Raw genomic sequence first — 23407 nt, forward strand, 5'->3', positions numbered from 1 at the left:
CTCTTTCGGAAAACAGCAAAGGAATGACGATGGCTCAGAAGGTCCACATCGTTCTCGAGGACGACATCGACGGTTCGGAGGCTGACGAGACCGTCTCGTTCGCCCTCGACGGCACGTCCTACGAGATCGACCTCAACACCGCCAATGCGGCGAAGCTGCGCGAGGCTCTCGCGCCCTACATCGGCCACGGCCGCAAGGTCGCCGCCGGCGGCCGCCGCGGCCCCGGTCGGCGCCCGGCCGCCTCCTCGAACGGCGGCGTCAGCCCCAAGGAGGTCCGGGAGTGGGCGCGCTCCAACGGGTTCGACGTCCCCGAGCGGGGTCGCATCCCGGCCGAGGTGAAGTCGGCGTACGACGCCGCCCACTGACCTCGAGCTCCTCGCGATCCCCGCGCGGTCTGTGCAGGATCATCGGGGCGACCAGTTCAGCGAACACGCCGCAGACTCCCCCCACGCCTGCGGCGTGTTCGCTGTCAGCGCACGCCCGTGGCCTGCCGTGGGGGAACGCGTAGGCTGTCGGCGGGGTTGTAGAACTTCGAGACCGGCCCGAGCTCGCCGATGAGCCCGCCGCCGGTTGCCCCCAGAAGCTAGGAGCGATGCGCATGTTCGAGCGGTTCACGGACCGAGCCCGTCGGGTGGTCGTGCTGGCCCAGGAAGAGGCCCGCATGCTCTCCCACAACTACATCGGCACCGAGCACATCCTGCTCGGTCTCATCCACGAGGGCGAGGGCGTCGCCGCCAAGGCGCTGGAGAGCCTCGACATCTCCCTCGAGGCCGTGCGCGCGCAGGTCGAGGAGATCATCGGCCAGGGGCAGCAGGCCCCCTCGGGGCACATCCCGTTCACGCCCCGTGCCAAGAAGGTGCTCGAGCTCTCCCTGCGCGAGGCGCTGCAGCTCGGCCACTCCTACATCGGCACCGAGCACATCCTGCTCGGCCTGATCCGCGAGGGCGAGGGCGTCGCCGCCCAGGTGCTGCAGAAGCTCGGCGCCGACCTCAACCGGGTGCGCCAGCAGGTCATCCAGCTGCTCTCCGGCTTCCAGGGCAAGGAGTCCTCGCAGTCCGCGACGGCCGCTGCCGGTGCGTCCGGCGAGGCGCCCAGCTCCTCGCTCGTGCTCGACCAGTTCGGGCGCAACCTCACCCAGGACGCGCGTGAGGGCAAGCTCGACCCCATCATCGGCCGGCAGCCGCAGATCGAGCGCGTGATGCAGGTGCTGTCCCGCCGTACCAAGAACAACCCGGTCCTCATCGGCGAGCCCGGCGTCGGCAAGACCTCGATCGTCGAGGGTCTGGCCCAGGACATCGTCAAGGGCAACGTGCCCGAGACGCTCAAGGACAAGCAGATCTACACCCTCGACCTCGGCGCCCTGGTCGCCGGCTCGCGCTACCGCGGCGACTTCGAGGAGCGGCTGAAGAAGGTCCTCAAGGAGATCCGCACCCGCGGCGACATCGTGCTGTTCATCGACGAGATCCACACCCTCGTCGGCGCCGGTGCGGCCGAGGGCGCCATCGACGCGGCCTCGATCCTCAAGCCGATGCTGGCGCGCGGTGAGCTGCAGACGATCGGCGCGACCACCCTCGACGAGTACCGCAAGTACCTCGAGAAGGACGCCGCGCTGGAGCGCCGCTTCCAGCCGATCCAGGTGCCCGAGCCGTCGATCGCCGAGACGATCGAGATGCTCAAGGGCCTGCGCGACCGCTACGAGGCCCACCACCGCGTCACCATCACCGACGAGGCGCTGGTCTCGGCCGCGACGCTGGCCGACCGCTACATCTCCGACCGGTTCCTGCCCGACAAGGCCATCGACCTCATCGACGAGGCCGGCTCGCGGCTGCGGATCCGCCGGATGACGGCGCCCGCCGACCTCCGCGAGTACGACGACAAGATCGCCGACGTCCGCCAGCGCAAGGAGGCCGCGATCGACGGCCAGGACTTCGAGGCCGCTGCCCGCCTCCGCGACGAGGAGAAGCAGCTGATCCTGAAGAAGTCCGAGCGCGAGAAGGCCTGGCGCGCCGGCGACATGGACGAGGTCGCCGAGGTCGACGAGGAGCTGATCGCCGAGGTCCTCGCCGTGGCGACCGGCATCCCGATCGTGAAGCTGTCGGAGGAGGAGTCCACCCGGCTGCTCAAGATGGAGGACGAGCTGCACAAGCGGGTCATCGGTCAGGACGAGGCCGTCAAGGCGCTCTCCCGCGCGATCCGCCGCACCCGCGCCGGCCTGAAGGACCCCAAGCGCCCCGGTGGCTCGTTCATCTTCGCCGGCCCGTCCGGTGTCGGTAAGACGTGGCTGTCCAAGACGCTCGCGGAGTTCCTCTTCGGCGACGAGGACGCGCTCATCCAGCTCGACATGTCGGAGTTCGGCGAGAAGCACACCGTCTCGCGGCTGTTCGGCTCGCCTCCGGGCTACGTCGGCTACGAGGAGGGCGGCCAGCTCACCGAGAAGGTGCGCCGCAAGCCGTTCTCGGTCGTGCTCTTCGACGAGGTCGAGAAGGCCCACCCGGACATCTTCAACAGCCTGCTGCAGATCCTGGAGGAAGGTCGCCTGACCGATTCCCAGGGCCGGGTGGTGGACTTCAAGAACACCGTCATCATCATGACCACCAACCTGGGCTCGCGCGACATCGGAAAGTCGGTCGGCATCGGATTCAACGCCGGTGACGCCGCGGGTTCCTACGACCGGATGAAGGCGAAGGTCTCCGAGGAGCTCAAGCAGCACTTCCGGCCCGAGTTCCTCAACCGCGTCGACGAGGTCATCGTGTTCCCGCCGCTGTCGCAGGAGCAGATCATTCACATGGTCGACAACATGATCGCGGCGGTCGAGGTCCGGCTCAAGGACCGCGACATGCAGCTCGAGCTCACCCAGGCGGCGAAGAACCTCCTGGCCGAGCGAGGGTTCGACCCGGTCCTCGGTGCGCGCCCGCTCCGGCGTACCGTCCAGCGGGAGATCGAGGACGTCCTGGCCGAGAAGATGCTCTACGGCGAGGTCGGCCCCGGCCAGATCGTGCTGGTCGACGTCGAGGGCGAGGGCCCCGGCGCGACCTTCACGTTCCACGGCCAGAAGGTCAGCGCCCTGCCCGACATGCCGCCGCTCGAGACCGCCGGCATCGGCGACGCCGAGGCGACGGACGAGGGCCCGACCGACCAGGAGTGACCCACGCCTGACAGGCAGCCTGATGAGCGCCCCGGACGCCAACGCGTCCGGGGCGTTCGCCTCTGTGGGCGTCGCAAAGTGTCACCGTGACAGTTCGCGTCGGGAGTGACGGTTCGAAATGTCACGCTCGCCGCAAAGGGTCACGGTGACACTTTGCGGGTGGGGGTCGGGTCCGCGGCGCTCGCCTCTGTGGGCGTCGCAAAGTGTCACGGTGACAGTTCGCGTCGGGAGTGACGGTTCAAAGTGTCACGCTCGCCGCAAAGTGTCACGGTGACAGTTGCAAGGGTCACGGTGACAGTTTGCGGGCGACGACGATCAGGGCAGCGCGAACGTGTCCGGGCCGACCTGGACGGCCAGCCCGTCGGCGATCAGGCCGGCGAGGGCGCGCTCGCGCTGGTCGGCCTTCTCCCAGGCGCCGTCGAGGACACTGCGGTGGACCGGGCCGTGGCTCTCGCGCAGCAGCGCCATCAGTCGGCCACGACACTGGCGGTCGGTCCCGGCCCACGCCTGGGTGGGACGCGGCGGCCCGGCGTACGCCGGCCTGCCGGCCGTTCGCCACGCGCAGAGTGTGGCCACCGGGCAGTCCTCGCAGCGGGGCCCCGCCGCGGTGCACACCAGCGCACCGAGCTCCATGACCGCGACCGACCAGGTGGCCGCGGTGGGCTCGTCCTCCGGCAGCACCGACGCGGCGAGGTCGCGCTCGGCGCGCGTCACCGACCGGGCCGGGAACTCGACCCCGCCCAGCGTGCGCGCCAGCACCCGGCGGACGTTGGTGTCCAGCACGACATGGCGGCGACCGAAGGCGAACGTCGCGATCGCGGCGGCGGTGTAGTCACCGATGCCGGGCAGGGCGATCAGGTCGTCGTAGGAGGAGGGGACCTCGCCGTCGTGCCGCTCCACGATCGCCGTGGCGGCGGCGTGGAGCCGCAGGGCGCGGCGGGGGTACCCCAGCCGGCCCCAGGCCCGGACCGCCTCCCCCGTGGGCTCGGCCGCCAGCGCCGCCGGCGTCGGCCAGCGCTCCAGCCACGCCGCGTGGACGGGCAGCACCCGGCTGACCGGCGTCTGCTGCAGCATGAACTCGCTGACCATCACCGACCACGGGGTCGCCGTGGCCGTGCGCCAGGGGAGATCACGCTGGTGCTGGTCGTACCACGCCAGCACGGGCGCCTGCAGGGAGCTCATCGACGCTGATTCTCCCTTCCTTTCCGGGCGCTCGGTGTGGCACCCCGGCGCAACGCTGCCGCGCCCTTAACCTGTGCCGCATGACGGCGTTGACGCGTGGCCCCCTGCCTGCCGGGGTCTACTGGCGCCGCCGCCTCGCTGTGGTCGGCATCGCGCTCCTGCTCGTCGTCGGCTTCGCACGACTCTTCGGGGGCGACGGCGGCGAGCACCGGGCCCAGGAGGCGGCGAACGTCGCGGCCTCGACCGCCCCGAGCCCGAGCGGCTCGACATCGCCGACGGCTCCGGTCGCCACCGAGCAGGCCGCCACGGCGCCCGCCCCCGTCGCGCCGGCGCCCACGACGCCGATGCTCCTCGCGCCCGAGGGCCGGTGCTCCGACGACGACATCGTCGCCACGCCGACCGTCGTGGACGCCCGCGCCACGACGCCCGTCGTGATCCGGCTGGAGCTGCGGACCCAGTCGAACCCCGCCTGCACGTGGCGCTTCGGACCGAAGTCGCTGCAGCTGAAGATCACCTCCGGCAACGACCGGATCTGGTCGACGCTGGACTGCCCGAAGGCGATCGCGAGCCGGGACCTCGTCGTTCGCCGTGACACGCCGACCAGCGTCGACGTGCTGTGGAACTCCCGGCGCTCCGACGAGGACTGCTCCTCCTACACCCGGTGGGCGCTCCCGGGCTACTACCACGTGACCGCCGCGGTCCTCGGTGGCGAGCCGGTCGACGTACAGTTCCCGCTGCGCAAGCCGCTCCCGGCCCCGCCGGCTCCCACCACGCCTCCGGCTCCGGCCGCGACCGCTCCCGCCGCGCCGCAGCCCGCCACCGACCAGCGGCGCGCCAAGAAGCGTCCGCAGCCGGGTACGCCGACCGCGACCGTCACCGCGCCTCCGAACGTCGACTGATCTCCGCCCCCTGAGGGCGGGCACCTGACCTCACCAACGGCGACACGCCGGAGGATGGTTGACAGGGTCAGGTACGTCGGCCCTCAGACGTACCGCTCGAGGATCGTCGACTCGGCGAGGCGGGAGAGGCCCTCGCGGACCGAGCGGGCGCGCAGTTCGCCGACGCCCTCGACGGTCTGGAGGTCGTCGATGCTGGCCGAGAGCAGCTTCTGCAAGGTGCCGAAGTGCTCGACGAGACGGTCGACCACGGTGCCGGGGAGCCGGGGCACCTTGGCGAGCAGCCGGTAGCCGCGCGGGGCGACGGCGCCGTCGAGGTGCTCGCCGTTGCCGAGGCCGAGGACGCGGGCCGTGGAGGCGGGGTCGACCAGCTCGGTCGCCGAGAGCGCCTCGAGCTCGGTGAGCAGCTCCTCGGGGCTCTTCGAGCTGCGGCCCCGCGGCAGGTAGTCGCGGATCACCAGCTCCCGCTCGGCGTCGACGCCGGTGACCAGCTCCTCCAGCTGCAGGGCGAGCAGGCGGCCGTCGGTGCCGAGCTCGAGGACGTAGTCCTCGATCTCGCGGGCGATGCGGGTGACCATCTCGAGACGCTGGGCGACGACGGCGACGTCGCGGACGGTGACGAGGTCCTCGATCTCCAGGGCCGACAGCGTGGAGGCGACCTCGTCGAGCCGCATCTTGTAGCGCTCGAGGGTCGCGAGCGCCTGGTTGGCACGCGACAGGATCTGCCCGGAGTCCTCGAGCACGTGGCGGGTCTCGCCGACGTACGCCGCGATGATCTGCTTGGACTGCGAGACCGAGATGACCGGGAAGCCGGTCTGCTTGGCGACGCGGTCGGCGGTGCGGTGTCGCGTCCCGGTCTCGCTGGAGGGGATCGTGTGGTCCGGCATCAGGTGCACGGCGGCCTTGATGATCCGCGTGATCCCGGAGTCGATGATGATGCCGCCGTCCATCTTGGCGAGCTCGCGCAGGCCGGTGGAGGAGAACGGCACGTCGAGCTGGAAGCCGCCGGTCGAGATCGCCTCGACGGTCTTGTCGTGACCGAGCACGATGAGCGCGCCGGTGCGGCCACGGAGGATCCGCTCGAGGCCGTCACGTAGGGGAGTGCCCGGAGCGATCAGGGCCAGCGTCTCGCGCAGGCGGAGGGTCTCCTCCGACCGGTCGGTGACCAACGACGGGTCCTTTCTCGAGGGCGACTGCCCGGAGTCTATCCGGTGCGCCCGGGGGCGGTGACGGGCTCGCCGATGCTCAGAACTCCGGCGCCGCCCGCAGCGGCCGGCCGGAGTCGTCGCCGGCGAGTCGCAGCAGCCGCAGCGCGGACGCGACGTCGGGGACGTCGACGACCCGCATGCCGTCGACGCTCCACTTCTCCGGCGAGTGCGGGCCGCGGTCGGCGGGCTCGCTGGGCACGATCGCGACCGAGAAGCCGAGCCGGGCCGCCTCCGCCACCCGTTGCGGCAGGTCGCGGACGCGCCGCAGCTCGCCGGCCAGCCCGATCTCGCCCATCGCGACGACGCCGCGGGGTGGGGGCGTGCCCTCGGCCGCCGAGGCCAGGGCCACGGCGACCGCGAGGTCGCTGGCCGGCTCGGTGAGCCGGGCACCGCCGACTGTCGAGGCGAAGACGTCCTGCTGGTGCAGCCGCACGCCGCAGTGCCGGTCCAGCACGGCGAGGACCATGGCGACCCGGGAGCCGTCGAGGCCGGAGGTGGTACGCCGCGGCCGCTCCAGCGCGCTGTGGGTGACCAGCGCCTGCACCTCCGCCAGCATCGGGCGGCGGCCCTCCATCGTGACGGCGACGCAGGTGCCGGCCACCGGCTGGTGGTGACTCTCGACGAAGATCCCGGTCGGGTCGGTCACGGCGGTGATGCCGTCGGCGCCGAGGTCGAAGCAGCCGACCTCGTCGATCGGCCCGAACCGGTTCTTCATCGCCCGGACCATCCGGAACCGGCTGTTGCGGTCGCCCTCGAAGTGCAGCACCACGTCGACGAGGTGCTCCAGCACCCGGGGGCCCGCGATGGAGCCGTCCTTGGTGACGTGGCCGACCAGGATCGTGGTGATGCTGCGGCTCTTGGCCATCCGCACCAGGGCCGCGGCGACCTCCTTGACCTGGGTCACGCCGCCCGGGACGCCCTCGACCCCGGAGGCGCTGATGGTCTGCACCGAGTCGATGACGAGCAGCGTCGGCTGCACCTGGTCGATGTGGGTGAGCACCGCGCCGAGGTCGGTCTCGGCGGCGAGGTAGAGCTCCGGCTGCAGCGCGCCGGTGCGGTCGGCGCGCAACCGGACCTGCGAGGCGGACTCCTCGCCGGAGACGTAGAGCGTCCGGCGGTGGTAGCGCGCGGTCTGCGCGGCCGCCTCCAGCAGCAGCGTGCTCTTGCCGACCCCCGGCTCGCCCGCCAGCAGGATCACCGCACCCGGCACGAGGCCGCCACCGAGCACCCGGTCGAGCTCGGGGACGCCCGAGGAGCGGAAGGCTGACTCCTCCACGGCGACGTCGGCGATCGGGACCGCGCGCGAGGTGACCGGCGCGGCCGGCGTACGCCCGACGGGGGCGGACGCGGCCTCCGCGACCGAGCCCCACGCCTGGCACTCGCCGCAGCGGCCCACCCACTTGCCGGTCTCCCAGCCGCACTCGCTGCAGCGGAAGGTCGGGCGGGGCGGCTTCGCGGCAGATCGGGACATGGCCTGAACGCTAGGCGACGGCTCCGACATTGCGCGGATATGCTCCGCCGTGCCGGGTTGGATCGATCAACGGAGGTGGGGCCGGTGTCACGGTACGGCGGGCGGTTGTCCTCCGGCGGCGCCCCGACGCTCGCCGACGTCGCCGAGCTGGCCGGCGTCTCCCGGCAGACGGTGTCCAACGCCGTCAACAACCCCGACCTGCTGCGTGCCGACACGCTGACCCGGGTGCAGCAGGCCATCGAGCAGCTCGGCTACCTGCCCAACCGCGCGGCGCGCAACCTGCGGACCCGCTCCTCTCACCTGGTGGGGCTGCGGATCGCCCCGGTGCAGGAGGGGACGGCGAACGCGCTGATGGACCGCTTCGTCCACTCGCTGGTCGAGGCCTCCCGCGAGGTGGGCTACCACGTGCTGCTCTTCACCGGCGAGGGCGAGGACGTCACCTCCGGGTACGACGACCTGCTGCGATCGACCGCGGTCGACGCCTTCGTGGTCACCGACACCTACCTGGGCAACCCGCAGAGCGCGTGGCTGCGGGAGCGCCGGGCGCCGTTCGTCGCGTTCGGCCGGCCGTGGACCGACCCCGGCGCGCGGCATCCCTGGGTCGACGTCGACACCGCGGCCGGCGCGCACCTGGCCACCCGGCACCTCATCGACAAGGGCCACCGCCGCATCGCCTGGATCGGCTGGCGCAAGGACTCCCTCCTCGGCGAGGAGCGGCGCTCCGGCTGGAGTCGCGCGATGCGGGAGGCGGTCCTGCCCACGACGGGCCTGGCCTCGCGCGTGGAGGACACCGTGGCCTCGGGCCGGGCGGCCGCCGAGGTGCTCCTGGACGACGCCCGGCCGACGGGGTTCGTCTGTGCCTCCGACACGCTGGCGATGGGCGTCCTCCACACGCTGGCCGAGCGGGGCCTGCAGGCAGGGGACGACGTGGCCGTCGTCGGCTTCGACGACAGCCAGGTCGCCCAGACCGTGTGGCCAGGTCTTTCCAGCGTCCGCCTCCCGCTCGAGGCGGCTGCCGTCGAGCTGGTCAAGGCGCTGGAGGGACTGCTCTCCACGCCGTCCCAGGTCGGTCCCGGGCTGATGCTGGCGCCGACGCTCGAGGTGCGCGGCACCAGCGGCCCCGACCTCGCCTGAGACCAGCCTGACGCCACGCTGGCATGATGGCCGGCGCCGCGCCACGATGGGGTCATGGAGAGCCTCGCCAGCCCGGACCGGCCGAACCGGATCGTGATCGTGGGCGGCGGGCTGACCGCGGCCCACGCCGTCGAGACGCTGCGCGGCGAGGGCCACTCCGGGCCCATCACGGTCGTCGCGGCCGAGTCGCATCCGCCGTACCAGCGGCCGCCGCTGTCCAAGAGCTTCCTCAAGGGTGACAAGCCGCTCGATGTCGTCTACCCCCACGACGCCGGGTGGTACGCCGGCCAGGGCGTCGAGCTGCTCACCGGCCGCACCGCGGCCTCGCTCGACCTGGGGGCCGGCACGCTGGCGCTCGACGACGGCGAGCCGCTCGGGTTCGACGCGCTGCTGCTGGCCACCGGTGCCGTGCCGCGCGTGCCGGACGTCCCGGGCGCCCGCCGGGCGCTCTACCTGCGCACGATCGAGGACAGCCAACGGCTGCAGCGGGTCCTGGCCGCCCGCGGCCGGCTGGTGATCGTGGGCGCCGGCTGGATCGGGCTCGAGGTCGCGGCGGCCGCCCGCGAGGCGGGGCTCGGTGTCACGGTCCTGGAGCGCGACCCGCTGCCGCTGCTGCGGGTGCTCGGGCCGCAGCTGGCCCGGTACGTCGCGGACCTGCACGCCCGCCACGGAGTCGAGATCCGCACCGGGGTCACCGTCGAGCAGGTCCGTGAGGACGGCGTCGTCACCGCCGACGGCATCGTGCCGGCCGACGACGTGCTGGTCGGGGTGGGCGCGGTTCCGGTCACCGACCTGGCCGAGCAGGCGGGGATCGCCTGCGAGAACGGCGTCCTGGTCGACGAGCGGCTGCGGTCCTCCGACCCGCGGGTCTACGCGGCCGGCGACGTGGCGAACGCCCACAACACCGCCCTGGGCCGCCGGCTGCGCGTCGAGCACTGGGAGAACGCCGCACGCCAGGGCGAGCTCGCGGCGCGCGCGATGCTGGGGCAGGACGTCGCCTACGACTGGCAGCCGTACTTCTACACCGACCAGTTCGACTTCGGCATGGAGTACGTCGGCAACGGATCGCCGGACGACGAGGTGGTCGTCCGCGGCTCGCTGGAGAGCGGGGAGTTCGTGGCCTACTGGCTCTCCGGCGAAACCCTGACCGCGGCGATGAACGTCAACATCTGGGACGTCAGCGACCGGCTGCGGGCGATGGTCGGCACCACCGTCGACCGCGACGCGCTCACTGACCTGCGCTGAGGCGCGACCTCAGAACCGCTTCCACCACAGGTTGACCGCGTAGTCGACCTCGGTGCCGCGGTGACCGGCGAGCACGTCCTCGGCCACCTCGGGGGCGAACTCGATGCGCACCACCGCCTCGAGGTCCGCGCGCGAGGAGAAGCGCCAGCCCATGTCGACCGGCACGCGGGTCCAGCCGTGCAGCGACCAGAACCGCTCCACGGCGTCGGGGTCGACGCCGGGGTAGCCGCGCCGGAACCACGCCCCGAACGTCGACCGGGTGGCGTCGTTGTCGATGACCAGGGCGGTGCCGCCCCGGCGTACGACCCGGGCCAGCTCCGCCAGCCCGGGCTCGCAGCCGGGCCCGAAGAAGTAGGCCCACCGGGCGTGCACCACGTCGACCGACGCGTCGGGCAGCGGCAGCGCCTGGGCCACGCCCTGCCGGACCGTGATGTTGCCCAGCCGGCGGGTACGCCGGCCGGCGAGTGCCACGAGGTCGCGGTGCGGCTCCACGCCGGTCACCGAGCGCGCCGTCTCGGCGAAGCGCGGCAGGTGGAAGCCGGTGCCGCACCCGATGTCGAGCACGTCGCGTCCCGACCACGCCTGCGGCCCGGCCACCTCGGTCATGGCCGACCACAGCCGGCCGTCGGGGTCGGCGGCGCGGTTCTCGACCTCGTAGGTCGCGGTGTGGTGCCAGATGTTGGGGCTGGGGATCGCCCCCGGGGCGGACGTCATACGAGGTGGCTGCTCGGACGACCGGAACGTATGACGTCCCGGGTCAGATCCGGACCACGCCGTTGGGGCCGGAGAACTTCACGGCCACCAGTCCGGGGGTGCCGTGCTCGGCCACCCACTCGACCTGGACGTTCTCGGCCGGCTTGCCGGTCCACGGGTCGACCCGGTCCCGCAGGTCCTCGCCGAGGTAGTCGCGCACCCGCTGCGGATCACCGGAGATCTCGACCGCGGTCAGCGTGATGTCGGAGCCGGCGTTGCCGGGGTGCAGCTCGGCGGGCGACTCCCACTCGATGAAGTACGGGAGCTGAGGGTCGACGAGGACGTCGTGCAGGCCGATCTGCTTCCACAGCAGCTCGGTGCCGTCCGGCTTGTGCCGGTTGCCGTGCACGGCCTGGCGGCCGAGCCTCTCCTCGACGCGGCTGATGTCGTCGACGGCGACGACCCAGCCGACCCAGCCGCCTCCGGTGGCGGAGCGTGCCTTGACCGCCTGGCCGAACGGCGCCTTGTCCGAGGCCGGGTGGTCGAGGCACTCGACGACCTCGAGGTAGATGCCGCCGCGCAGCGGCAGCGTGTAGTTGCGGGTGCCGAAGCGGGGGTGGACCCCGCCGTCGACGAACTCCTGTCCGAGCAAGGCCCCCAGGCGCTCGGCGGTCGCCACCAGCCCGTCGGGGCCGGCTGCGTAGGAAAGGTGGTCCAGGCGCATGGTCTGATTCTCAACACAGCCTGAGAGATCCCCGACACGGGGGTCGAATTCTCTTGACGTCGAGACTTACCCGGGGGTAACGCGCCAGCTGTCGGCCGGGTGCAGCGCCAGCAGCGACCGGGAGCGCAGGTGCGCGTCGCAGTGGGCCAGCAGCTCGTCGTACGCCGCCCGGCCGACCAGCGCGACCAGCTCGGCCTCGTGGCTGACGTAGACTGGCTCGACGCCGACGTGCGCCTCGGTGTTGCCCGAGCAGTACCAGTCCAGGTCGTGCCCGCCCGGCCCCCAGCTGCGGCGGTCGTACTCGGTGATCGTGACCTCCAGGTACGACGTGCCGTCCTGCCGCTCGACGGTGCGGAAGCTGCGCTTGATCGGCAGCTGCCAGCACACGTCCGGCTTGGTCTCGACCGGGTTCCTCCCCTGCGAGAGCGCCAGTAGGTGCAGCGCGCAGCCGGCGCCCTGCTCGAAGTCCGCGCGGTTGTGAAACACGCAGGCGCGCTGGCCATCGATGGTGACGGCGCGCGTCTTGCGCTCCCCGTCCTCGTCGGTCTCCACCCAGTCGCTGGTCCGCACCGTGCCGCTCGGCCTGTGCTGCCAGTGCGCCTCGGTCAGCTGGGCGACGTACCCCGCGACGCGCTGCTCGTCGTCGGCGTCGGCGAAGTGCGCGCCCAGGGTGCAGCAGCCGACGTCGGGGCTGTCGGCGTAGATGCCGGCGCAACCCTGCCCGAAGATGCAGGTGTAGCTCGACGTGAGCCAGGTGAGGTCGCAGCGCAGCACCTCGTCGGCGTCCGCGGGGTTGGTGAACTCGACCCACGCGCGCGGGAAGTCCAGATCCACCTCGGGCATGCCGTCCAGCCTATGTCGCCTCCGGGACGCGTCGGACCGCGCAACCGCCCGGTAGCGTTGAGGCATGCGTTTGGGCGTGCTGGACATCGGCTCCAACACCGGGCACCTGCTCGTGGTCGATGCGCACGGTGGGGCAGCACCGCTCCCGGCGTACTCCTTCAAGCAGCCGCTGCGGCTGGCCGAGCACCTCGACGCGGCCGGCGCCGTGACGCAGGCGGGCATCGACGCGCTCACCGCGTTCACGGTCGAGTCGGTCCGCGTGGCCGACGACCGCGGCTGCGCCGAGATGCTCGCGTTCGCGACCTCCGCGGTCCGCGACGCGGTGAACTCCGAGGCGGTGCTCGACCATGTCCACGAGCGCACCGGCGTCCGCATCGAGGTGCTCAGCGGCGAGGACGAGGCCCGGCTGACCTTCCTGGCGGTACGCCGGTGGTTCGGCTGGTCCGCCGGACGGCTGGCCGTCTTCGACATCGGCGGCGGCTCGCTGGAGCTGGCCGGCGGCCGTGACGAGGCCCCGGACGTGGCGTGGTCGCTGCCGCTGGGGGCCGCCCGGCTCGCGCGCACGCTCGGCCAGGCGCCGGGTGAGGACGAGCTCGGGGAGCTGCGCCGCCGGATCCGCGCCGAGATCGCCCGCGACGCCGGTCACCTGCTGCGTGCCGGCGCACCGGACCGGGCTGTCGCGACGAGCAAGACCTTCCGCAGCCTCGCGCGGATCTGCGGTGCGGCGTCGTCCGCGGAGGGGCCGCTGGTCCGGCGTACCCTCCAGCTCCCCGAGCTGCGGACCTGGATCCCCAAGCTCGCGACCATGACCCTGGTCGAGCTCGGCCAGCTGCCCGGCGTCAGCCCGAGCCGCGCCCACCAGATCGTGCCCGGCGCGCTGGTGGCCGAGGCCTGCATGGACCTCTTCGACCTTCCCGAGCTCGAGATCTGCCCGTGGGCGCTGCGCGAGGGTGTGATCCTCGAGCGGCTCGACCACCTCAGCTTCCTGGGAGACCAGCGATGACGCGCATCGGCCTCTCGACGGTGTCGGTCTACCCCGAGTCGACCGCGCACGCCTTCGGGTACGCCGCCTCCGTCGGCTACGACGCGGTGGAGGTGATGGTCGGCGTCGACGGGCTCTCCCAGCAGACCGAGGCCGTCAAGCAGCTGTCCGTCCACCACGACATGCCGGTCTCGGCGATCCATGCGCCGTGCCTGCTCTTCACCCAGCGGGTGTGGGGCACCGAGCCGTGGGGCAAGCTCTACCGCTCGGCGGAGATGGCCCACGAGGTCGGCGCGGGCACCGTCGTGGTGCACCCGCCGTTCCGGTGGCAGCGGGAGTACGCCGCCGGCTTCGTCGACGGGATCAGGCGGCTGGAGCAGGAGACCGGTCTCGCCTTCGCGGTCGAGAACATGTATCCCTGGCGCGCCTCCCAGCGGCCCCAGCGGCGCAAGGTCGAGATGTACCTCCCCGGTCGGGACCCCTCCGCCGACGACTACGCCAACGCGACCATCGACCTCTCCCACGCCGCCATCGCCCACGACGACGTCGTCGCGATGGCGCAGCGGCTCGGCTCCCGGCTGCGCCACGTCCACCTCACCGACGGCACCGGCTCGGCCAAGGACGAGCACCTGGTGCCCGGCCGCGGCTCCACCGGCGCCGACCGGTTCCTGCAGCACCTGGCGTCGGCCGGCTTCGACGGCGAGATCGTGGTCGAGATCAACACCCGCAAGGCCGCCACCCGGGCCGAGCGGGAGGACGACCTGGCCGAGTCGTTGGCCTTCGCCCGCGAGCACTTCTACTCGGTGAGCCGGCCGTGACCGGCCGCCACGCGTCGCCGGCGGTCGTGTCCCACGGGCTGACGGTGACGCGTGGCGGCCGGGAGGTGGTGCACGGCCTGGACCTCGCCGTGTCGGCGGGCGAGGTGACCGGGCTGCTCGGACCGTCGGGCTGCGGCAAGACGACCCTCATGCGCGCGATCGTCGGGGTGCAGGACCGGGTGCGCGGGACGCTCACGGTGCTGGGCGAGCCGGCCGGCGCCGCGTCACTGCGGGCGCGGATTGGCTACGTCACCCAGGCGGCGAGCGTGTACGACGACCTGAGCATCACCCAGAACCTCGTCTTCTTCGCCCGCGTCCTCGGCCTCGACGGTGCGGAGGTCGAGCGGTGCATCGCGGCCGTCGACCTCGCCGACCATGCCGACCGGGTGGTGCGCGACCTCTCCGGCGGCCAGCGCTCGCGGGTCTCGCTCGCCGTCGCCCTGCTGGGCAGCCCCGACCTGCTCGTCCTCGACGAGCCCACCGTCGGGCTCGACCCGGTGCTGCGCGAGGAGCTGTGGGCGATGTTCCACCGGCTGGCCGACGACGGCACGGCCGTCGTCGTCTCCAGCCACGTCATGGACGAGGCGGAGCGGTGCGACCAGCTGCTGCTGATGCGCGACGGCGTCTTCGTCGCCACCGGGACGCCGGCCGAGATCAAGGCGCGCGCCGGTGCGACCGACATCGAGCAGGCCTTCCTGGCGATCGTGCGGGGGGCCGCATGAGTCCCCGCCGTACCCTCGCCGTCGCTGGTCGGGTGCTGGCCCAGGTGCGGCGCGACCACCGCACGCTGGCCATGCTGGTCGTGGTGCCGGCGCTGCTGATGACGCTGCTGTGGTGGATGTTCAGCGTGGTGCCCGGCGGGGGACCGTTCCAGCAGATCGGCCCCGCGCTGCTGGCGGTCTTCCCGTTCGTCGTGATGTTCCTGGTCGCCAGCGTCACGACCCTGCGCGAGCGCTCGGGCGGCACGCTGGAGCGGCTGCTCGCGATGCCGCTGGGGCGGCTGGACTTCCTGCTGGGCTACGCCCTGGCGTTCGGCCTGCTCGCCGCCGTCCAGGCCGGGGTCGCGGTGGGCGTCAGCGTCGGGCTGCTCGACCTGGAGGTGGCCGGCTCGGTCGTGCTGCTCGTCGTCGTCGCGGTCGCCGACGCCGTGCTGGGCACCGCCCTGGGGCTGCTGGTCAGCGCGTTCGCGCGCACCGAGTTCCAGGCGGTGCAGTTCATGCCGGCGCTCGTCGTGCCGCAGATCCTGGTCTGCGGACTCATCGTGCCGCGCGAGCAGCTGCCGCGCGTGCTCGAGGTCGTCAGCGACGCGCTGCCCCTCTCGTACGCCGTCGACGCGATGCAGCACCTCAGCCGCGCCGGCGACACCGCCTCGGTGTGGTCCGACCTCGCGGTCGTCGGCGGGTTCGTCGCCGTGGCGCTCGGGCTCGGCGCCGCCACGCTGCGGCGTCGCACTCCCTAGACTGCGCGCATGTCACGCATCGCGATCGTCGGCGTCGGCACCATGGGCGAGGCCGTGCTGGCCGGTCTGGTGAACAGCGGCGCCACCGTGCTGGCCGGCGTGCGCCGCACCGAGCGCGGCGCCGAGCTCGCCGAGCGGTACGCCGTCACCGCCGGCGCCCCGGCCGAGGTCGCGGCCGGCGCCGACGTGGTCGTGCTCGGCGTGAAGCCGTACGACATCGTCCCGGTCGTCGCGTCACTGGACCTGCAGCCCGGTCAGCTGGTCGTCTCGCTCGCCGCCGGTGTCACGACCGCCGCCATCGAGGCCGCCGTGCCGGCCGGAGTGAAGGTCGTCCGGGTCATGCCGAACACCCCCTCGCTCATCGGGCAGGGCATGTCCGTGGTCGCGGGTGGCTCCTCGGCCTCGGACGCCGACGTCGAGCAGGTGGCCGAGCTGATGCGCGCGGTCGGCTCCGCCGTCGTCGTGCCCGAGAAGCATGTGGACGCGGCCGCCGCGATCTCCGGCTCGGGTCCGGCGTACGTCTTCTACGTCGCCGAGGCGCTCGTTGAGGCGGGCGTCCACCTCGGCCTGCCGCGGGCCGCGGCCTCCGAGCTGGTCACCCAGACCCTGGTCGGCTCGGCCCTGCTGATGCGCGAGACCGGCGAGCACCCCGCCGTGCTGCGCGAGCAGGTGACCTCGCCGGGCGGGACCACCGCCGCCGCGCTGCGGGTGCTGGAGTCCGGCGCCGTCCGGGCCGCGTTCCTCGACGCCACCCGCGCGAACGCGCAGCGGTCGCGGGAGCTGTCCGAGGGCTGAGTCGCCCTCGGCCCCGTCCAGCCGACGGCGGCCGTCCGTGGTGTGACGACCGTCGCGGTACCGTCACGGACGTGCTCAGCTGCTCCGGACCGGCGACGGTCGTCTTCGACCCCAGCCTGACGGAGTACGACTTCGGTCCCAGCCACCCGATGAGTCCGCTGCGCGTCGACCTCACCATGCGGCTGGCCGACGAGATCGGCGTCCTGGCCGGCCCTGGCGGCGGGACCCTGCGCGCCATCCCCGCGCCGATGGCGACGATGGACGAGCTCGTGGCGGTCCACGACCCGGCGTACATCGAGGCCGTCCAGCGAGCCGCCCGCACCGGCGAGGCCGACCTGGGACGGGGTCTGGGCACCGACGACGACCCCGTCTTCCGCGGCATGCACGACGCCAGCGCCCACGTGGTCGGCGCGAGCATCGAGGCCTGCCGGCAGGTGTGGACCGGCGAGTCCCTGCACGCCGCGAACATCATGGGCGGCCTGCACCACGCGATGCGGGACCGCGCCAGTGGCTTCTGCATCTACAACGACGTCGCCGCGGGCATCCAGTGGCTGCTGGACCACGGCGCGCGGAAGGTGGCGTACGTCGACGTCGACGTGCACCACGGCGACGGCGTCGAGCGGGCGTTCTGGAACGACCCCCGCGTGCTCACGATCAGCCTGCACGAGACCGGCCAGATGCTCTTCCCCGGCACCGGGTTCGCCCGCGACCTCGGCGGCGCGGACGCGCTCGGCACCGCGGCCAACGTGCCGCTGCCGCCCGGCACCGCCGACAGCGGCTGGCTGCGGGCCTTCCACGCGGTGGTGCCGGACCTGGTCCGCGAGTTCGGGCCCGACGTCCTCGTGACACAGCAGGGCTGCGACTCCCACGTCGAGGACCCGCTCGCGCATTTGATGCTCAGCGTCGACGGCCAGCGGGCGGCGTACCTCGCGCTGCACGAGCTCGCCCATGAGGTCGCGGGAGGCAAGTGGGTCGCCTTCGGTGGCGGCGGGTACGCCGTCGTCGACGTCGTCCCCCGCGCCTGGACCCATCTGCTGGCGATCGTGGCGGGACGACCGCTGGACCCGGAGCTGGAGGTGCCGGGCGGCTGGCGCGAGCACGTCAGCAACCGGCTGGGACTGGTCGCCCCGTGGCGGATGACCGACGGCAGGGAGCCGCGCTACCGTGATTGGCGGGAGGGCTACGACCCGGACGGCTGGCTGGACCGACTGGTCCAGGAGACCCGGCACGCGGTCTTCCCGCTGCACGGGCTCGACCCGGACTACGTCTAGCCGGGGTCGACTCCAGGTCTAGACCAGGACGACGTCATGGAACACCCGTGCCGTCTGTTTTCAAGCCGACACGCCGATATTGGGTAAATCGACGGGACTTCCCCTTCCCCACCAGTCACACCAGGCTCTATTCTCACGACACCCAGGAGCGTGTGAGCATCGGTGGGGAAGCCGATGGCGCGACTGGCAGAAAGTACGGTGGACACGATGGCTGGCAAGCCTGACCTCTCGGAGGCGAAGTTCCTGACCGTTGCCGAGGTCGCCGCGATGATGCGGGTCTCGAAGATGACGGTCTACCGGCTCGTGCACGGTGGCGACCTTCCGGCTGTCCGGGTCGGACGCTCGTTCCGCGTCCGCGAAGAGGACGCCAACGAGTACATTAAGAACAGCTTCTACAACGCCGGCTGAGCGCCTCCGGCGGCGCGCTGCCTGCGTTGTCGCGCCTCGACGGCCCGCTTCGCTCCAAGGCCGCCTTCGGCGCTCCGCCTTGGCATCGCACCACCGGAGGCACTCAGCCCTCGGGTAGCCGTCGTCTCGCCCCGCGGAGACTCCGATTCTGCCGGGCACCGGGTGGCCGATAGGCTGTCCCGGTCCGGCGGCAGCCGTCGCCGGTCTTGGTTTTCGAAAGGTCTCCCGTGGGTTCCGTTATCAAGAAGCGCCGGAAGCGGATGGCGAAGAAGAAGCACCGCAAGCTGCTGAAGAAGACGCGCGTCGCGCGTCGCAAGCTCGGCAAGTGATCCTCGCGCTGACGCGCGAGTAGAGAGCCACCGAGTAGAGCCACCGTGGGAGCCGCTGGTCGGGTCGTCCTCGTCACCGGGGTCTCCAGGGACCTCGGGCGTAAGTTCGCGCGCGCGGCAGCCGAGCATCCCCGCGTGGCGCGGGTCATCGGCGTGGACGTCGTCCCGCCGCGCGGTGACGTGGGCGGGATGTCCTTCGTCCGCGCGGACATCCGCAACCCGGTGATCGCGAAGGTCATCGCGAAGGAGGACGTCGACACCGTCGTCCACATGAGCGTCATCTCCACCCCCGGCAGCACCGGCGGGCGGAACATGATGAAGGAGCTCAACGTCATCGGCACGATGCAGCTGCTCGCTGCGTGCCAGAAGGCGCCGAGCGTGCAGAACCTGGTCGTGAAGTCGACGACCACGGTGTACGGCGCCAGCAACCGTGACCCCGCGATGTTCACCGAGGACATGGAGCCGCGGCGCGCCCCCCGCTCGGGCTACGCCAAGGACGTGGCGGAGATCGAGGGCTACGTCCGCGGCTTCGCGCGCCGTCGCCCGGACGTCAACGTGACGCTCCTGCGCTGCGCCAACGTGATCGGTCCCAGCGTGGTCAGCCCGCTGGCCAGCTACCTGCGGATGCCGGCGATCCCGACCGTGCTCGGGTTCGACCCACGGCTGCAGGTCCTCCACGAGCGGGACCTGCTCGGGGTGCTCGGCCACGCGGTCTCCGCCGGGCGGCCCGGCACCTACAACATCGCCGGCGACGGCGTGCTCACGCTCAGCCAGATCGTACGCCGCCTGCAGCGGCCGACCGTGCCGCTGCCGGGCTTCGCCCTCGGGGGACTGGGTGGCGCGTTGCGCAGCGCTCGGATCGCCGACTTCTCCCCGGAGATGCGATCGCTGCTGACCTACGGCCGCGGCGTCGACACCACCCGGATGAAGGACGAGCTCGGCTTCACGCCGCGCTACACCACCGCCGAGGCGCTGGACGACTTCGCCGCCAACGTCGTCCCGACCGGGGGACGCACGGACCGGCTCCTCGCCCGGCTCGAGGAGCGGCTCGCCGAGCGTACCGCCCTGCCGGAGGCGCCCCGTGGATGACGCGGAGATCATCCCGATCGGCACGCGCGGCCGGCCCGGCCGCGGGACCGGTCAGCGACCCTCCGCCGCCGCGCGCAGCCTGGCCGGCAAGAGCGGCAAGCCCGCTCCCAAGCCCGCCCCCAAGTCGGGCCCCCAGCCCGGCCCCACGTCAGGCCCCCAGTCGGCCGAGCCCAGCGAGCCCATCGCGTCGCCGCAGCCGGTAGAGCCGGTGGAGCAGGAGCAGGTGGAGCCGGCGGCGCCGTACGGCCCTGCCACCACCCATGAGCGCTCCCCACTCGGCGGCATCCCCGCCGGCGACTGGGTGGCGGCGTTCGACACCGCCGCCCGCGAGGTCTTCGGCGAGGAGTGGGAGCCGCAGCTCGCCCGGCTGCTGGCCTTCCTGCGACGGCGGGTCAGCGGCGACTACGTCGTCGACGAGTACGGCTTCGACGCCGAGCTCACCCAGCGCTTCTTCCTCGCCGTGCTGCGCCCGATCGCGGAGAAGTGGTTCCGCGTCGAGGTCTTCGGCGCCGAGAACATCCCGGCCACCGGCGGTGCGCTGGTCGTCTCCAACCACTCGGGCACGGTCCCGGTGGACGGCCTGATGACGATGGTGAGCATCCACGACCACACCGGCCGCGCGTTGCGGCCGCTGGGCGCGGACCTGGTCTTCAAGCTGCCGTTCGTCAGCTCGCTGGCCCGCAAGGCCGGAGCCACGCTGGCGTGCGCGGAGGACGCCGAGCGCATGCTGCGCGGCGGTGAGCTGGTCGGCGTGTGGCCGGAGGGGTTCAAGGGCATCGGCAAGCCCTACAGCGACCGTTACAAGCTGCAGCGGTTCGGCCGGGGCGGCTTCGTCTCCGCGGCGCTGCGCACCGGCGTCCCGATCGTGCCGCTGTCCGTGGTCGGTGCCGAGGAGATCTACCCGCTCGTGGGCAACATCCCGTCCCTCGCGCGCGCGCTCGGGCTGCCCTACCTCCCGATCACGCCGTTCTTCCCGCTCCTCGGGCCACTCGGCCTGATCCCGCTGCCCTCGAAGTGGCTGCTGGAGTTCGGTGAGCCCATCCGCACCGACGAGTTCGAGCCGGGCGCCGCCGACGACCCGATGCTGGTCTTCAACGTCACCGACCAGGTCCGGGAGACGATCCAGCAGACGCTCTACGCGCTGCTGATGAAGCGCAGCTCGGTGTTCGCCTGACCAGCGGCGCCCGACGAAGGAGGGCGGCGCGCCAGTCAGGCGGGTCGAGCAAGCGCACGGCCGAGCCTGCGAGGCCGTGACCGCGCGTCGAGACCCAGTCGAGCCTGCGAGACGGCCCGAAGCGGCGAGTCCTACTGCCCCGTCAGCCCACCGAGCAGACCGCCCGTGACACCGTCGACGGTGCCGCCGACGCCCTCGACCGTCTCACCGACGCCGCCGACGACGCCTCCGACGGTGCCTCCGACGCTCTCACCGACATCCCCGACCGCACCGCCGACGCCACCGACGACACCGCCGGCCGACGTGGGGGAGGGCGCGGGCTTGGTCGGCTTCGGCGCGCCCGTGACGGCGCCGCCGGCCGGCAGAGGGACCGTGCCGCCGGTGGTCGAACCGGGCGTGGGGGACGGCTTGCCGGTGGCCGGCACCGGGCCGCTGAGCGCAGGGCTCGGCGTGCTCACGGGTACGGCGGCCTCGCCGCCGTCAGTCAGGCCGACCCCGGTCAGGCTGCCGGCGACGAGGTTGAGCAGGTTGCCGGGCAGCTCGCTGATGCCGGCCTCGGTGCAGCCGGGGCACACCTGCGCCGCGGCACTGTCGATGTTGATGAGGGTCTGGACCGCCGAGGCGAGCGCCTCGTGGATCCTGTCCGGCAGCACGCCCTGGAGGTCGCCGAGGCGGACCACCCCGTCGGCGGCGAACTCGCGCAGCCGCTCGATCGCCGCAGGGTCACCGTCGGCGCGGTAGTCGTCGAGCAGCAGGTCGGAGGCCTCGCTCGCCTCGACGCTGAAGTCCTGCAGCGCGTCGGCGATGGCCTCGGCCTCCTCGTCGGCGCCGCGGGCAGTGAGCTCGTTGACCTCCAGAAGCCGGGTGTCGGCCTGGGCGAGCAGCCGCCCGGCGCGGGCGCCGTCGTCCATCGAGACGCCGGCGCGGACGTCCTCGACGAGCCGCTTGATCGGATAGAGCGTGTCGCCCGGAAGGGCGCCCTCGGAGGCGACGGCCGTCGCACCGGTCGCGCCGATGAGGGCGAAGACGCCGATCGCGGCGCCGAGGCGCCGCTCCCGGCGGGTGCGAGCCGTGGGCGTCGTACGGCCGACCGTGAGTCGGTCGGCGACCGCGCCGGCGGCCATGGCCGTCGGCGCCGCGGTCATCAACCGCTCGCGCAGGTCGGCGGCGAACTCCGGCCGCGGTGCGACGGCTGGCGCTTCCCGCAGGGCCGAGGTGAGGGACAGGAGATGGGCGAGCTCATCAGGAGCGTCGGAAGGCACGGCACGTCGCTCGAGCAGCTGCTGGAACTGCTCGGCGCGTCGGCGACCGGTGAATGCCGGAGTCATCCGCGGATTCCTTCTTCGTCGTCGCTGCCGGAACGGCGGCCAGGCCAAGCCAGAGGCGGGGATACCACTGACGCTGGGGGCAACGAGGCGGTCGGGGCCGGGGTTACGCCACGCGTGGAAACGTGCGAGGAAACGTGCGTGGAAACACGGGAGGAAACACGCCCGGACGGCAGGGTCAGCACGGCACTCATGCGCGCAGTCCCTCCGGCATCAGCTTGGCCAGGTTGCGCACGCCTCGCAGCTGGAGCTGCTTGACGGCGCCCTCGCTGCGGCCGAGCACCGCCGCGGTCTCGGCGATGCTCATCCCCTGCAGGAAGCGCATCACGACGCAGTCGCGCTGCTCGTCGGCCAGCTGGGCGAGCGCCTTGAGCAGCAGCTCGCTGGTGAGCGCGGCCAGTACCTCCGACTCCGGCCCCTCGGCGGCGTCGTCGTGCAGGCCCATGTCCTCGGTGGTCAGCTCCAGGCGGGTCCGGCCGGCCTTGAAGTGGTCGGTGGCGAGGTTGCGGGCGATGGTCATCAGCCAGGCACCGAAGTCCTTGCCCTGCCAGCGGAAGCCGGTCATGCTCCGCAGCGCCCGGAAGAACGTCTCGGAGGTCAGGTCCTCGGCGAGCGACTGGGAGCGGGTGCGGTAGTAGAGGAAGCGGTAGACCGCGCCGTGGTAGTGGTCGTAGAGCAGCCCGAACGCCTCGGTGTCGCCCTTGCGCGCGAGCTCCACCAGGCCGATCAGCCGGGACCGCTCGGCCTCGGACTCCTCCGAGGAGGCCGCCAGCTCGCGGTCGTCGTGGGCCGGGCTCCCGCTGCCGGTGGTGTCCGGCGCGCCGAAGGTAGTCGGCTGGCGGCTGGCGGCAGCGCTCTCGGTCAGCAGCCAGCCGGACGGCGTCGCGGGGACGAGGGCCCGCTCCCCGGCGAGCACCGCCGCGACGGCGCGGCGCAGCGCATCAAGTCCCCCCGGCGGTCCGCCTGCGAGCCCTGGCATCGGAACAACCCCTCCCCGTGCCCTCCCTGAGCGCCCCGTCATCGTACGTGCGAGCACGTCGATTGTCAGGAGGGTTTCACCATCTGTAGCGCGACGACAGGCGTCGCGTCACGGTCGTCCTACCCATCGGTAGGGCACTCGAAACATCCCGGGTCACACCATTCCCCGGGCAGTGGATCAGGGGCTCAGTGGCGTCGGCCGCGCAGTGCCACGCCGGCCGCGACCGCGCCGCTCACG

At 72.5% G+C, this 23407-nt stretch carries 23 protein-coding genes; 15 read left to right on the forward strand and 8 right to left on the reverse strand.

The window, feature by feature from the left end; translation table 11 throughout:
• Window positions 1-29: 29 nt before the first annotated feature.
• Together VGE38_RS12310 and VGE38_RS12315 are read left to right on the forward strand one after the other, a co-directional pair.
• Window positions 30-365 carry a histone-like nucleoid-structuring protein Lsr2 gene (locus VGE38_RS12310; RefSeq protein WP_331142837.1) on the forward strand — a complete coding sequence of 112 codons (336 nt, stop codon included), beginning with the start codon at window positions 30-32 and terminating at the stop codon, window positions 363-365.
• 233 nt (window positions 366-598) lie between these two features.
• Entirely contained in the window at window positions 599-3145 is a 2547-nt protein-coding gene (locus tag VGE38_RS12315; protein WP_331142838.1) for an ATP-dependent Clp protease ATP-binding subunit, read from the forward strand.
• 315 nt (window positions 3146-3460) lie between these two features.
• On the opposite strand, the gene VGE38_RS12320 is transcribed toward VGE38_RS12315, so the two are convergent.
• Window positions 3461-4327, reverse strand: coding sequence for an HhH-GPD family protein (locus VGE38_RS12320; RefSeq protein WP_331142839.1), 867 nt, complete (start codon window positions 4325-4327; stop codon window positions 3461-3463).
• Between the two features lie 80 nt (window positions 4328-4407).
• Here VGE38_RS12320 and VGE38_RS12325 point away from each other — a divergent pair, with 80 nt between their 5' ends.
• Window positions 4408-5226 carry a hypothetical protein gene (locus VGE38_RS12325; protein WP_331142840.1) on the forward strand — a complete coding sequence of 273 codons (819 nt, stop codon included), beginning with the start codon at window positions 4408-4410 and terminating at the stop codon, window positions 5224-5226.
• An 83-nt stretch (window positions 5227-5309) separates the two neighbouring features.
• Here the strand turns inward: VGE38_RS12325 and disA are convergent, their stop codons facing one another.
• Window positions 5310-6392: a DNA integrity scanning diadenylate cyclase DisA gene (gene disA, locus VGE38_RS12330; protein WP_331142841.1), complete on the reverse strand. Its 1083-nt coding sequence runs from the start codon at window positions 6390-6392 to the stop codon at window positions 5310-5312.
• Between the two features lie 76 nt (window positions 6393-6468).
• Window positions 6469-7902 carry a DNA repair protein RadA gene (radA, locus tag VGE38_RS12335; RefSeq protein WP_331142842.1) on the reverse strand — a complete coding sequence of 478 codons (1434 nt, stop codon included), beginning with the start codon at window positions 7900-7902 and terminating at the stop codon, window positions 6469-6471.
• 84 nt (window positions 7903-7986) lie between these two features.
• On the opposite strand from radA, the gene VGE38_RS12340 reads away from it, so the two are divergent.
• Together VGE38_RS12340 and VGE38_RS12345 are read left to right on the forward strand one after the other, a co-directional pair.
• Window positions 7987-9036, forward strand: a complete 1050-nt coding sequence (locus VGE38_RS12340; RefSeq protein ID WP_331142843.1) for a LacI family DNA-binding transcriptional regulator — start codon at window positions 7987-7989, stop codon at window positions 9034-9036.
• 54 nt (window positions 9037-9090) lie between these two features.
• Window positions 9091-10281 carry an NAD(P)/FAD-dependent oxidoreductase gene (locus tag VGE38_RS12345; RefSeq protein WP_331142844.1) on the forward strand — a complete coding sequence of 397 codons (1191 nt, stop codon included), beginning with the start codon at window positions 9091-9093 and terminating at the stop codon, window positions 10279-10281.
• A 9-nt stretch (window positions 10282-10290) separates the two neighbouring features.
• Here the strand turns inward: VGE38_RS12345 and VGE38_RS12350 are convergent, their stop codons facing one another.
• From VGE38_RS12350 to VGE38_RS12360, 3 genes are all read right to left on the reverse strand, one after another.
• Entirely contained in the window at window positions 10291-10995 is a 705-nt protein-coding gene (locus VGE38_RS12350; RefSeq protein ID WP_331142845.1) for a class I SAM-dependent methyltransferase, read from the reverse strand.
• A gap of 43 nt (window positions 10996-11038) precedes the next feature.
• Complete coding sequence (locus VGE38_RS12355; protein WP_331142846.1) at window positions 11039-11698, reverse strand: VOC family protein; 660 nt, start codon at window positions 11696-11698, stop codon at window positions 11039-11041.
• A gap of 66 nt (window positions 11699-11764) precedes the next feature.
• Window positions 11765-12541 (reverse strand): DUF3109 family protein, encoded by a 777-nt coding sequence (locus tag VGE38_RS12360; RefSeq protein ID WP_331142847.1) that lies wholly within the window; start codon window positions 12539-12541, stop codon window positions 11765-11767.
• 64 nt (window positions 12542-12605) lie between these two features.
• On the opposite strand from VGE38_RS12360, the gene VGE38_RS12365 reads away from it, so the two are divergent.
• The 10 genes from VGE38_RS12365 (at window position 12606) to VGE38_RS12410 (ending at window position 20866) form a co-directional block, all read left to right on the forward strand.
• Window positions 12606-13544, forward strand: a complete 939-nt coding sequence (locus VGE38_RS12365; protein ID WP_331142848.1) for a Ppx/GppA family phosphatase — start codon at window positions 12606-12608, stop codon at window positions 13542-13544.
• Complete coding sequence (locus VGE38_RS12370; protein WP_331142849.1) at window positions 13541-14341, forward strand: sugar phosphate isomerase/epimerase family protein; 801 nt, start codon at window positions 13541-13543, stop codon at window positions 14339-14341. Before VGE38_RS12365 ends, VGE38_RS12370 begins: the two co-directional genes overlap by 4 nt.
• A complete protein-coding gene (locus VGE38_RS12375; protein WP_331142850.1) occupies window positions 14338-15063 on the forward strand; it encodes an ABC transporter ATP-binding protein in 726 nt (241 codons plus the stop codon). Before VGE38_RS12370 ends, VGE38_RS12375 begins: the two co-directional genes overlap by 4 nt.
• On the forward strand, window positions 15060-15800 hold the full coding sequence (locus tag VGE38_RS12380; protein WP_331142851.1) for an ABC transporter permease: 741 nt from the start codon (window positions 15060-15062) through the stop codon (window positions 15798-15800). The genes VGE38_RS12375 and VGE38_RS12380 overlap by 4 nt, the downstream gene beginning before the upstream one ends.
• Before the next feature lie 9 nt (window positions 15801-15809).
• Complete coding sequence (gene proC / locus VGE38_RS12385) at window positions 15810-16595, forward strand: pyrroline-5-carboxylate reductase (protein WP_331142852.1); 786 nt, start codon at window positions 15810-15812, stop codon at window positions 16593-16595.
• 71 nt (window positions 16596-16666) lie between these two features.
• On the forward strand, window positions 16667-17866 hold the full coding sequence (locus VGE38_RS12390) for an acetoin utilization protein AcuC (protein ID WP_331142853.1): 1200 nt from the start codon (window positions 16667-16669) through the stop codon (window positions 17864-17866).
• A gap of 207 nt (window positions 17867-18073) precedes the next feature.
• The gene (locus tag VGE38_RS12395; protein ID WP_331142854.1) at window positions 18074-18274 is read left to right on the forward strand and encodes a helix-turn-helix domain-containing protein; all 201 of its coding nucleotides are present in this window, start codon (window positions 18074-18076) and stop codon (window positions 18272-18274) included.
• A gap of 227 nt (window positions 18275-18501) precedes the next feature.
• The gene (locus VGE38_RS12400) at window positions 18502-18603 is read left to right on the forward strand and encodes a 30S ribosomal protein bS22 (protein WP_017933175.1); all 102 of its coding nucleotides are present in this window, start codon (window positions 18502-18504) and stop codon (window positions 18601-18603) included.
• Between the two features lie 45 nt (window positions 18604-18648).
• Complete coding sequence (locus tag VGE38_RS12405; protein WP_331142855.1) at window positions 18649-19692, forward strand: NAD-dependent epimerase/dehydratase family protein; 1044 nt, start codon at window positions 18649-18651, stop codon at window positions 19690-19692.
• Window positions 19685-20866: a lysophospholipid acyltransferase family protein gene (locus tag VGE38_RS12410; protein WP_331142856.1), complete on the forward strand. Its 1182-nt coding sequence runs from the start codon at window positions 19685-19687 to the stop codon at window positions 20864-20866. The genes VGE38_RS12405 and VGE38_RS12410 overlap by 8 nt, the downstream gene beginning before the upstream one ends.
• Window positions 20867-20997: 131 nt before the next feature.
• Here VGE38_RS12410 and VGE38_RS12415 read toward each other — a convergent pair whose 3' ends face one another.
• A complete protein-coding gene (locus VGE38_RS12415; RefSeq protein ID WP_331142857.1) occupies window positions 20998-22194 on the reverse strand; it encodes a DUF5667 domain-containing protein in 1197 nt (398 codons plus the stop codon).
• A 187-nt stretch (window positions 22195-22381) separates the two neighbouring features.
• On the reverse strand, window positions 22382-23170 hold the full coding sequence (locus VGE38_RS12420; protein WP_331142858.1) for a sigma-70 family RNA polymerase sigma factor: 789 nt from the start codon (window positions 23168-23170) through the stop codon (window positions 22382-22384).
• Between the last annotated feature and the right edge of the window lie 237 nt (window positions 23171-23407).

Source organism: Nocardioides sp., assembly GCF_036405735.1.
Classification (GTDB): Bacteria; Actinomycetota; Actinomycetes; order Propionibacteriales; family Nocardioidaceae; genus Nocardioides.